At 66.2% G+C, this 8,198-nt stretch carries 11 protein-coding genes; 8 read left to right on the top strand and 3 right to left on the bottom strand.

Annotation, left to right across the window (positions count from 1 at the left end; all coding sequences use genetic code 11):
- Nucleotides 1-182: acetyl-coenzyme A synthetase N-terminal domain-containing protein (locus IQ782_RS28880; RefSeq protein ID WP_194138121.1), on the bottom strand; the 182-nt coding region annotated here is incomplete at its 3' end.
- A gap of 598 nt (nt 183-780) precedes the next feature.
- On the opposite strand from IQ782_RS28880, the gene IQ782_RS28875 reads away from it, so the two are divergent.
- Both IQ782_RS28875 and IQ782_RS28870 read left to right on the top strand, forming a co-directional pair.
- Complete coding sequence (locus IQ782_RS28875; RefSeq protein ID WP_194138120.1) at nt 781-969, top strand: PLDc N-terminal domain-containing protein; 189 nt, start codon at nt 781-783, stop codon at nt 967-969.
- A 31-nt stretch (nt 970-1,000) separates the two neighbouring features.
- Complete coding sequence (locus tag IQ782_RS28870; protein ID WP_194138119.1) at nt 1,001-1,165, top strand: DUF1328 domain-containing protein; 165 nt, start codon at nt 1,001-1,003, stop codon at nt 1,163-1,165.
- A 185-nt stretch (nt 1,166-1,350) separates the two neighbouring features.
- Here the strand turns inward: IQ782_RS28870 and IQ782_RS28865 are convergent, their stop codons facing one another.
- A complete protein-coding gene (locus IQ782_RS28865; RefSeq protein ID WP_194138118.1) occupies nt 1,351-2,151 on the bottom strand; it encodes a response regulator in 801 nt (266 codons plus the stop codon).
- A 157-nt stretch (nt 2,152-2,308) separates the two neighbouring features.
- On the opposite strand from IQ782_RS28865, the gene IQ782_RS28860 reads away from it, so the two are divergent.
- The 5 genes from IQ782_RS28860 to IQ782_RS28840 all read left to right on the top strand — a co-directional run bounded on the left by IQ782_RS28860 (nt 2,309) and on the right by IQ782_RS28840 (nt 6,604).
- The gene (locus tag IQ782_RS28860) at nt 2,309-2,455 is read left to right on the top strand and encodes a NepR family anti-sigma factor (RefSeq protein ID WP_338092667.1); all 147 of its coding nucleotides are present in this window, start codon (nt 2,309-2,311) and stop codon (nt 2,453-2,455) included.
- Nucleotides 2,452-3,012, top strand: a complete 561-nt coding sequence (locus IQ782_RS28855; RefSeq protein WP_194138117.1) for an RNA polymerase sigma factor — start codon at nt 2,452-2,454, stop codon at nt 3,010-3,012. The genes IQ782_RS28860 and IQ782_RS28855 overlap by 4 nt, the downstream gene beginning before the upstream one ends.
- Before the next feature lie 124 nt (nt 3,013-3,136).
- The gene (locus tag IQ782_RS28850; RefSeq protein WP_194138116.1) at nt 3,137-4,924 is read left to right on the top strand and encodes a sensor histidine kinase; all 1,788 of its coding nucleotides are present in this window, start codon (nt 3,137-3,139) and stop codon (nt 4,922-4,924) included.
- The gene (locus tag IQ782_RS28845) at nt 4,908-5,885 is read left to right on the top strand and encodes an amidoligase family protein (protein WP_194138115.1); all 978 of its coding nucleotides are present in this window, start codon (nt 4,908-4,910) and stop codon (nt 5,883-5,885) included. The genes IQ782_RS28850 and IQ782_RS28845 overlap by 17 nt, the downstream gene beginning before the upstream one ends.
- On the top strand, nt 5,873-6,604 hold the full coding sequence (locus IQ782_RS28840; protein WP_338092666.1) for a gamma-glutamyl-gamma-aminobutyrate hydrolase family protein: 732 nt from the start codon (nt 5,873-5,875) through the stop codon (nt 6,602-6,604). Before IQ782_RS28845 ends, IQ782_RS28840 begins: the two co-directional genes overlap by 13 nt.
- 44 nt (nt 6,605-6,648) lie before the next feature.
- Here IQ782_RS28840 and IQ782_RS28835 read toward each other — a convergent pair whose 3' ends face one another.
- Complete coding sequence (locus IQ782_RS28835; RefSeq protein WP_194138114.1) at nt 6,649-7,311, bottom strand: PRC-barrel domain-containing protein; 663 nt, start codon at nt 7,309-7,311, stop codon at nt 6,649-6,651.
- Nucleotides 7,312-8,016: 705 nt separating this feature from the next.
- Here IQ782_RS28835 and IQ782_RS28830 point away from each other — a divergent pair.
- Nucleotides 8,017-8,198 (top strand): hypothetical protein (locus IQ782_RS28830; RefSeq protein ID WP_194138124.1); only part of this gene is annotated, 182 nt, incomplete at its 3' end.

The following is an 8,198-nucleotide window of genomic DNA, read 5'->3' as shown; positions in this document are numbered from 1 at the left end:
ATCTTCGTCGGCCGCGCCATCCAGTCGAGCCGCTGCGCCTGCTCGCCCCAGAAGCCGTCGGGATCGGCGATCGAGCGTGCATACATCTCGTCGTAGCGCGCCGCGTCAACATGGGCATTGGCGGTGAAATCCGCGCTCGGGGCGTAGGTCCCGGCCGTCGCGGTCTGGGCGTCGTCTTTCATGAAGTCCTCCCTCGTGTCGTTCTGGTGTCGTGGATCGGACGCGTCGCCCGAGCCAGAACGTTCCAAATTTCTCCACGGTCGCGCTGCGACCACTTCCATCCCTGACATGATCATACGCGAGTCCGAAAATATTTAAATAAGTCTCAGTAAAATATGGTTTTATTTGTAAACTATTTGCCGGGCGGCGCAGCATCCAGTAAATATCTTTGCTCGCGGCGGCGTAAAACCATGGTTTCCAAAGTGTTTACGCTAGGGCAGGTTTGGCCCCGGTGGTGCAGGACGCGATCCGGCGATTTGCTGCGCCGGGTGTGACAGAATGATGCAGGTTCCGAGGGCAGGGCCCGTTTGCGCCGGACGGGCCGCGCCTTGCGCGGGCCCGCGACTCGCGGGGCGGGCGGCGGGCACCGTAGACCGCAGGGAACCTTTTTCGAAATCGCGTGTTCTTGAAATGAGACGGAACGGCGAGGCGCGGCGCGCGGAACCGGACCGGACATCATCAAACTGGACGGATCGCGCGGGAGCCTTCCCGCGCAGCCGGGGGCCACTGCCACCGGTCTGGGAAGTCGCGCCTTCCGTTCCCGATCAAGGAGAGTTCGCCATGGAATTTGCAGGTATTGGGGGATTCATCATCCTCGTGCTGGACATCTGGGCCATCGTCTCGGTGCTCGGATCGGGCGCAAGCACCGGGTCCAAGGTGCTCTGGACGCTGCTCATCATCGTGCTGCCGGTCCTCGGCTTCATTATCTGGCTGATCGCCGGGCCGAAGTCCTCGCGCGCCACAATCTGATCTAGACCGCCTTTTTATCGGAGGAGCGACAATGCTTTACTGGGCACTTCTGTTTTTCGTCGTGGCCATCGTGGCCGCCATCTTCGGCTTCGGCGGCATCGCGTCCGCCTCGGCAGGCATCGCGCAGGTGCTGTTCTTCATCTTCCTGGTGCTCTTCGTGGTCACCTTGATCATGCGCTTCGTACGCAAGGTCTGACACCTGCGGGGCGGCTCGAGCCGCCCCGGACCGCCGGTGCAGGGTTCGCGAATACGCTGCAGTTTTCCGGCGCATCGATCCCAAAGAAAAAACCCCGCCTGAAGAGCGGGGTTTTCTCTGGCTGTTCTGCGCGGGGGCTCGTGACGCCCCCGGCTGGCTGTACGCTTTCACCGACGCTCTGGCGCTCAGGCCTTCAGCGTTTCCGTCGAAGAGAAGAACATCGCCTGGCTCACCGCCGAACGGACCTGGTCCTCGGAGTAGGGCTTGGAGATGAGGAAGGCCGGTTCCGGACGCTCGCCGGTCAGCAGACGCTCGGGGAAGGCGGTGATGAAGATCACCGGACGATCGCCAAGCGCGCCGAGGATGTCGTTCACCGCGTCGATGCCCGAGGAATTGTCCGCAAGCTGGATGTCGGCGAGCACGAGGTCGGGGGTTTCCTTGTTGGCCAGGTCGACCGCGCCTGCGCGGGTGCGGGCAACGCCGGTCACCCGGTGACCCAGATCGGCAACGATGCTCTCGAGGTCCATGGCGATGATCGCCTCGTCCTCGATGATCAGCACCCGGCCGGTGACGGCATCGGCCATCTCGCGGCGGGCGAGGGTCACGAGCTCCTCAACCTCGGAAGCGGAGATCTGCATGATCTCGGCGACCTCGGAAAGGGTGAAGTCCTCGATCGTGTGCAGCAGCAGCGCCTCGCGGCTGTTGGCGGTCAGGTTCTTGAGCCGCGCCTGCGCCTTGGCGCGCGGGCCCTCGTCTTCGTCGGTGACCGGCGCGCCGGTGCTGGCCCAGATGCCGTGGAAGACGTGGAACAGGCCGACCTTGGGCGAGGAAGCGCCGGTCAGGCCGCTCCGGTCGGCGAGGATCGCTTCCAGGGTCGCCGCCGCGTAGTTGTCGCCCGAGGTCTGGCTGCCGGTGAGCGCGCGCGCGTAACGCCGGAGATAGGGAAGGACCGCGCCGATGGTCTGGCCCAAATCACCCTGTGTCATGAATACGTCCTTTTTTCGCTTTTGTCGGGAACCAAACGCGGCTCCTCGGCATTGGTTCCGCGATACGACAAAGATATATGCAGAAATTGCGCACTGCAAAGGCAAGGATCAAACGGCGGCAATGGTACAATCGCGGCGGAATTCAAAAGAGTCAGAGGTGATCGACGAGAACCTCAAGCGTGTCTACCAGGACATGCTTGAAGAGCAGGTTCCAGATCGGTTCCTCGACCTGATCGCGCAGTTACGCGCTCAGGATGATCAGGGCAGCACCGGTGACGACGGCAAGGGCGGGGCAAGTGCATGAGTTCCGATCCGCGTGACGAGATCGTCACCCATCTTCCCGCCTTGCGGGCCTTTGCTTTCTCGCTGACGCGCAATTTCGCGCTGGCGGATGACATGGTGCAGGACACGCTGGTCAAGGCGTGGACCAAGATCAACACCTTCGAGCAGGGCACCAACATGCGTGCCTGGCTGTTCACCATCCTGCGCAACACCTACTATTCGAACCGCCGCAAGGCCGGGCGCGAGGTGTCCGACGCAGAGGGGGTGTTCACCGAGAGCCTGTCGGAGAAACCGGCGCACGACGGCCGGTTGCAGATGAACGACTTCCGTCGGGCGTTCGTCCAGTTGACCGACGAACAGCGCGAAGCGCTGATCCTGGTCGGCGCGCAGGGGTTCTCCTACGAAGAGGCGGCCGAGACCTGCGGTGTTGCAGTCGGCACGATCAAGAGCCGGGTGAACCGGGCACGGGCACGGCTTGCCGAATTGCTCGAACTCGACGACAACGACAAGCTCGAGATGACCGATCAGGCGACCATGGCCGTTGTCACAGGGGCACGCGCAGGCGGAGCCCTGGGGTAAGTCGGGGTAAGTCGCACTCACGGAACCAAGGACCGGCGCCTCTCGGGGCGCCGGGGACGTCCCGGAACACGGCAGGGCACGGATCCTGCCGGTCCGGCAGCCGGGCAGAGCGGATAGAGGTGTCATGAAATCAGTCGCAGGCGTTTGGCGGCAAAGGCCGACAGGTCTGGCCGCCCGGATCATCCTGTTCCTGTCGCTGGCGCTCGTGCCGATCGGGGTGGTGGCCTATTTCCAGACCAGCAAGCTGGCGGAAGAGACGCGCCTTCGCTCGCAGCTCAGCCTTGTAGCACTTACCGAGGCCGCCGCCCTCGGCGAGCGTGAAACCGTGCTGCGCGCGCAGGGCGGGGCGCAGGCGATCGGCGCGACGCTGGGCCAGAACATCGACGATCCGCAAAGATGTTCGGACCAGCTTGCCGGTTATCTCGGGGCATCGCCGGGCTACAGCTTCGCCGGGATTATGACGCTGGACGGCGACGTGTCCTGCAATTCGCGCGGCGTCGCGATGAACGCGGTGGATTTCCCACGGTTGCAGCGCATCGTCGATCAGCCGGGAGCCACCGCTTGGCTCAACCGCAGCGGGCCGATCAGCCAGCGCTCGGTCATCGTGGTGGCGCAGCCCTATTTCATCGGGGGCGAGCTTGCAGGTCACGTGCTGCTGTCGGTGCCTTCGGTGCTGCTGCCGCGTGGGCATGACGCGCCGGGCCCCAATGATTTCCACGATCTCATCACGATCAACGAGCAGGGCGAGATCCTGACCTCGCGGACTGACGTCGAGCAGGTGGCCGGAATGCTGCCCGCCGACCTTGATCTCCAGAGCCTCGTCGGGGCCAAGGCGCAGAGCTTTGCCGCGCGCAGCGCCGACGGCGAGACGCGGGTCTATGCCGCCGCGCCACTGGTGCCGGGGATGATCCATGCGGTCGGCATCTGGAGCCGCGAGAACGCCGAGGCACAGGCGATCAGCGTCGACGGTCTGGCGGTCATGGCGGCGGCGCTGCCCTTCATGATGTGGGCGGCCTCGGTGATTGTCGCCTTCCTCGCGGTGAACCGCCTGGTGATCCGTCACATCAAGCGCCTTTCCCGCCGCATGCGCGCCTTTGCCGTGTCGCGCCGGGTGCCGGCACTGCGGGACGAGGCGATGCCCGCCGAACTTGCGGACATGGAGGATGACTTCCTCGACATGGCGGATGCCATCCTGCGCGACGAGGCGCAGCAGGAGAATGCCCTTCGCGAGAAGACCATCCTGCTCAAGGAAGTCCATCACCGGGTCAAGAACAATCTGCAACTCATCTCCTCGATCATGAACATGCAGATCCGCCAGTCGCGCAACGAGGAGACCCGCGCCATCCTGCAGCGGTTGCAGGACCGGGTGCGAAGCCTGGCCACGATCCATCGCAACCTCTACCAGACCGAAGATCTGGGCCATGTGAACGCCGGGCTGCTGCTCAAGGATCTCGTCGGCCAGATGGAGCAGATGTCCGAGGTGAGCGGGCGCAGGATCAACCTCACGGTCGCCGCCGACGACATCGAGGCGGTGCCCGATCAGGCCGTGCCGCTGTCGTTGCTGACCGCCGAGGCGATGACCAACGCGATGAAATACGCCGGCCCCGGCATCGACGGGGTGACCCGCGTGGCGATCCGCCTCGCTCGCCTGCCCGGCGGGCGTGCCGAGCTCGAGGTGGTCAATTCCGCGCGCCGCGAAGACGTGGCGGCGACGAGCGATCAGCGCGCTCCCGGGGAAATCGCCGGGTTGGGCTCGAAACTCATGCAGGCCTTTGCCACCCAGCTCGGCGGTACGCTCGAGCAGCAGTGGACGGAGCATGGAGATTTCCGCGTCCATATCGTGTTTGCGCTTGTAGAATTCACCCCCGATCCGACCACCCCGGAGCGCGTGCCCAATGTCCCGGACTTCTGAGCTTGACCAACCACAACCGCTGCCCCGCCGTTTGACTGCCGATGGCAGGCCACGGCGTGTCGGCGTCGAGATCGAATTTTCGGGGCTGACCGAGGCGCAGGTCGCGCGGCTGCTCGTCAAGCATCTCGGCGGCACCGCGCGCGAAACCCAGCGCGGCCATTGGACGGTGAGCGGCGGCGGCATGGGCGCCTTCGAGGTCTATCTCGACAGCCGCCCGCTCGAGCGGCTCGAGCATGACGGGGTGGGCGGGCAGATCCGCGATCTGGCGCGCGCGGTGGTGCCGGTCGAGATCGTGACGGATCCGCTGGAGGTGGCGCAGATCGCCGAGTTCGACCGCGCCATCGTCGCGCTGCGCGAGGCCGGGGCAGAGGGGACGGGCTCGGGCGTGTTTGCGGCCTTCGGCGTGCATTTCAACCCCGAGGTGGTCTCGACCGGCTATGCCGACGTGATGCCGGTGGTGACCGCCCATGCGCTGCTCGAGGATTTTCTCAAGCGCGTTGCGGGGACCGACTTCACCCGCCGCGTGATGACCTGGGTCGCCCCCTATCCGCGCGCCTTGGTCGATCGGCTGGCAGCCGAGGCACCGCCCGCCACGATGACCGAATTGATCGATACCTACCTTGATCTCGCGCCGTCCCGAAACCACGGGCTCGACATGCTCTGCCTCTTCGCGCAGATCGACGAGGCGCGGGTTGCTGCGGCGGTGGACATGGAGCTGGTCTCGGCCCGGCCGACCTATCATTGGCGGCTGCCTGACTGCCGCATCGACGAGCCCGGCTGGACCCTTGCGCAGGAATGGAACCGCTGGGTGCTGGTCGAACGCGTCGCCGAAGACGCCGATCTGCTCGGTCGCCTCTGCGCCGCCTGGCGCGATCACCGCGAGTCGCTGACCTCGATCCGCATGGACTGGTCCTTCCGCGTCGAGCGCATGCTGCAGGGGGCGGGCCTGTGCGACCTCTGATCGGTGTGACGGTGTCCCGCCGCTCAGGCTGGCGGGTCTTCCCCTTCATGGCTTTCGCCGTCTGGCTGGCTGGGGGGCGGGCGCTGCGCTGGCAGACCGGTCGCCGCGAGGTCGATCTCGAGATGGTGCATGGCGTGGTGATTGGCGGCGGCGATGACATCGAACCCACGCTCTACGGCGGCGAGCTGCAACTTGATGTCCGGCTCGATCCGGCGCGGGACGCACTGGAACAGCGCGTGCTGCGCGGCGCCTTCGAGCGCAACCTGCCGATCCTTGGCATCTGCCGCGGCGCGCAGATGCTGAACGTGGTGCTCGGCGGTTCACTGCATGGCGACGCCTATGCCGTGCACCCCTCGCGCCGCTACCGCACGGTGCTGCCGCGCAAGAAGGTCGACGTGCTGGACGGCACGCTGCTGTCGCATACCGCGCGCGCGCCCTGCCTCAGGGTCAACGCGCTGCACTCGCAGGCGGTCGACCGGCTGGGCGAGGGGCTTCGGGTCGCCGGGCGCGACGATGGCGGCATGGTGCAGGCGGTCGAGCGGCTCAGTGACCCCTTCGCGCTCGGCGTGCAATGGCATCCCGAATACCTGGTCTACCGCCGCGCCCACCGCAGGCTTTTTCGCGCGCTCGTTGCCGCCGCCCGGGCGCGCCGGGATGCCATCTGCCAACTTGATGCCGCCGAGGCCGAGGCCGCGATCCCACCGTTCCTCGAAAGATAGAGGCGCGGCCCGAGCCGGGCTTCGGTCCGTGCGGGCGGCTGCGGTCAGGCCGCCACCATGTCGGAGACCTTTGGCGCGTTCTCGACCTGCGCCAACGACAGGTCCAGCACGATGTGCCCGCCGTGCTCCCGGTCGGCATGGGTCTGCATCTCGAAGATAGGCACCACCCGGCGCTCGTGGTGGAAGAACCTGCCATTGTCGACGACGATGTGGCTCAGCCGGCCACGCGCCGCGTCGTAGAGCAGGTCGCTCACCCGGCCCGCCTCGCCGTCACGGGCAAAGACCAGCCTGCCGATCCAGTCCGCAAGGCTCTCGTAGCGCTCCAGCGCGGCCTGCCAGCGAGGGTCGTCGGCTGTCTCCTCCGGCTCGGCCGACAGCGGCGCGTAGGGCGATCCGAACGGACCGACCACCATGGGGGGCATGGTCGCCATGAGCGCCAGCATGTCTTCCCGCCCGCCCCGCATGTGCGGCGCGCGTTGCAACTCGTCCTCGGTCACATGCAGCGGCAGGCTGCGCGCCTCGGCCTCGGGCAGCCCCAGCGAGGAGGCGGCGACAAGCAGCCGGTCGGCCGCGGCGAAGCCCGCCGGCGCGACGATGGCCCAGGCCAGCTTGCGGCCGTCGGGGTCAAACAGCAGGTCCTGCAGCGCAAAGTCCCGCGCGCCCCCGGTCAGGCGCCAGGTCAGCAGGTCCGAGAGCGAAATGAGCATGATGTCGCCTTTCCAATGGTAACCCAAGCTTAACACGAAACTGCGACATTCTGTTCCGGAACCGCCTCTGCGCTGCCGCGTTCCAAACCCAAGCACTGCCAGACCCAAGCACTGAAGGAGGCTGCCATGACCATCGATATCTTTCTCGTCGGGTTGGCCGCTCTTATCGTGATCGCGGTCCTGATCCTTGCCCTCACCGATGCGAAGGGAGAGGACAGGAATTCGCGTTGATCCGAGCGGGTCGCCTCGTGCCGGTTCCACGCGGACCGGACAGGCGCAATCGCGCATGACGCAGAGAGGCGCTGTAAAGCGTCAGAAAATCGCCACCAGAGGCAGGGGCGCGTTTCCACATGGAAACGCGCTCCTTCTTCGTTGCGCGGGACCTGGCGTCGCGTCGCTGTGCCAGAGTCACTGTCAGTGTCAGAATGAGTGTCAGATCGTAAGAATCGGCGGCCGGCGCATGGCTGCGGGCGGGGCCGGGCTGGGGGGCGACCCGGATGCACCTTCGGAGGCCCCCGTCAGCGCCCGAGACCTATCGATGCCCTGCCGCGCAGCCCAAGGCCCGCGTGTCTGGCGCGACCGCCCCGCGCCTGCACCGCCATGGTCGGACAGATGGGGCCCCCTGGTCCTCGCAGGCCGCGGCAGAATGACCGCCTGCGGTTGCCTCGGCTGGCGCGCGGCGCGGCGGGTTGCGGGAAGCCGCGCTTGACGCCCATTGGGCACCTGCTGGTATACCAACTGCGAATCCACGCCGAGCCCGACCTGGGCGACGACAGCACAAAGGACATTCCGATGCTCGACAAATCCGTCTTCACCCCGCACGGCAAGCACCTGATCGCGGGCGCCTGGGTGGCTGGCGAGACCAGCTTCACCTCCGAGCCGGCGCA

Source organism: Salipiger mangrovisoli, assembly GCF_015223355.1.
GTDB lineage: Bacteria > Pseudomonadota > Alphaproteobacteria > Rhodobacterales > Rhodobacteraceae > Salipiger > Salipiger mangrovisoli.
Note: the sequence above shows the minus strand (reverse complement) of the source record. Positions and strands in the feature narration are given on the sequence as shown.